2 protein-coding genes and 1 pseudogene are annotated in these 2,129 nt (G+C 62.5%); all 3 read left to right on the forward strand.

Annotated features, from left to right (window positions below):
* Positions 1-475, forward strand: a 475-nt coding sequence (locus BST28_RS22800; protein WP_207570186.1) for a hypothetical protein, incomplete at its 5' end; no start/stop codon positions are given.
* 64 nt (positions 476-539) lie between these two features.
* On the forward strand, positions 540-1,793 hold the full coding sequence (locus tag BST28_RS22805; protein ID WP_052741218.1) for an ImmA/IrrE family metallo-endopeptidase: 1,254 nt from the start codon (positions 540-542) through the stop codon (positions 1,791-1,793).
* 22 nt (positions 1,794-1,815) lie between these two features.
* A pseudogene (locus tag BST28_RS22810) lies at positions 1,816-2,061 on the forward strand (site-specific integrase); the annotation flags it as partial.
* Positions 2,062-2,129 lie beyond the last annotated feature (68 nt).

Genomic DNA, 2,129 nt, shown 5'->3' on the forward strand with positions numbered 1-2,129 from the left:
GTACCGACACACCCCCGGCCACCTACACCCCGGCCGGCGTCACCTCCCGAAACCCCACCACGCCAGGGGACTTACCCACTGGGACGGCAGCCTGCTCGAATCGGTGGAGTATGTGCCCGGCGAGCATCAGCTGAGTATCGAGGAGGAATTGGGGTACCCAATCGGCGGCGGGGATGGCATTCCGGAGCCTCCCGGGTATCGGCAATACGTACTGTGGTGGCCAGGCAATCTGGGCTTGGGTGGTGCGGTCTTGGCTGCGGGCATACTCACCGACAAGGTTCAGGTACTCTACGCCAGCACTCCGCTGCCGCCACCGATCATGGAGCAGCGTGCGAAAACGGCACCCACCATGGATCCGTTCACGCAGGCTACCGAGGTTGCAATGCCCGGAAAGCGGCGCCGGGACGAGGACTTCGCGGATGCCGACGGCGTCACCGAGGAGACACTGAACGAAGCGCCGCCGGAATCGTCGTAGCCCTCGTGCACACTGCTGGGTGCATGCGGGGCTCCCACTCGGGTGATGTTGAATCGAGCGCACGATGATCGAGGTTTTTGGTGCACGGGTCCGGCAGGCCCGGCTATTGCGGCGCATGACGGCAACTTCTGTGGTGGGCCTGGTTGGCTGGAGCAATGCCCGCCAGACGAAGATCGAGAAGTCTTCGACGATCATGTTGTCCGTTGATGAGGTTGCGGGGCTGTCGGAGTTGTTCCGCTTTCCTGCACGGTTTTTCAGCTCGGAACCGCAGTCTCGCGTATCGGCGGGTGAGTTGCTTTTCCGGGCGCCAAAGTCGATGACTGTTGGCGAGCAGGACTTCTTGGCGACGTTCGCTTCGCTCGCCGGCGATTTTCTCGGCGACCTGGATGAGCGGTCGAAATTGCCTCATGTGAAGGTCCCGTCGATCTGCGGCAAGGATCATCACCGGCCGAGCGCGGTCCAGGCCGCAGGGTGGCTGCGCGAGGCGATGGGGCTAGAACCTCATGAGCCACTGGATGATTTGATGTATGAAACTGAGCGATTGGGTGCACCGGTGATCGTCCGGCGGCGCACTCCGGGTGAGTGGGAGAGCGAGTTCGCGGCCACACCGGGGAGAGCGCGTGACGAGAAGCACTTGGGTTATTCGAGTTGGGTGGGACGACACCGGGATCGCCCGCTCGTAGTGTTGCGCGAATCCGAGTCGTGGGAACGGACCCGATTCACCGTTGCCCATGAGTTGGGGCATTTGGTGTTGCACAGCCGTGGGCACTGCTCGGTGAACTCGGGCGAGGAGTTGGAGGCCAACCGGTTCGCCACCGAGTTGTTGGCGCCCGTCGCCGCGCTGGCGCCGGAGTTGCCACAGGTGATGTCACTGTTGAACCTCAAACCGCTCAAGGACAAGTGGGGCTTGTCGTTGGGTTCGCTGATCATGCACATGCGTGACTCGGGATTGATCGACGCTGATCGCGCAAAAATGCTTACCACACAACTGTATTCACGGATCAATCCTGAGACTGGGCATACCTGGGGTATGACGGAACCCGGATGGAACGAACGTGACCCCGAGCGGCCCAGGCTGCTGCGCAAGTGGGTGGAACGCTGCTACGGGGATGCCTCGGTGCCGATGCTGGCCGCACGCGAGTCAATGATATTTCCATCGGATCTGCTCGAATGGTTCCTGGCTACGCAACGGCCTTCACCTGCATCTGACAGGCGCCCGATGGCTGCCGTCGGGATGCGCGGTGCTAGCGGATCAGCCCCGGAAGAGCGGCATCAAGTGGTCCGCCTCGACGATTTCCGTCGCGGTAAAACTCCATGAACGGCGCGAGAGGCTGCTGAACGTGGCGCGGGTGCAGCGGCTGTGTTTCCCGGACCGGCCTGATACCTACACGGTGGTCGGCGCCGATCGGCTACCCGTTGCACCTGCCCGAGAGTACTTGCGGTTCCTCGCAGATCAGGGCGCGTCTCCAAATACGGTGCGTGCCTACGCATACGGGCTATCGGCGTGGTGGACGGTGCTCGAACACACCGGCGCGGCCTGGGATGATTTTCCCACTAGCCTGTTTGGCGAGTTCCTGGAGGAATTGTCAAATCCTGTGGATCGGTGAGTTTCAGGCGACCTCCGTTCCGGCGGGTTGGGCCTCGGTCGGTGCTG

The sequence above is a fragment of the Mycolicibacter kumamotonensis genome, from assembly GCF_002086285.1.
Taxonomy (GTDB): domain Bacteria; phylum Actinomycetota; class Actinomycetes; order Mycobacteriales; family Mycobacteriaceae; genus Mycobacterium; species Mycobacterium kumamotonense.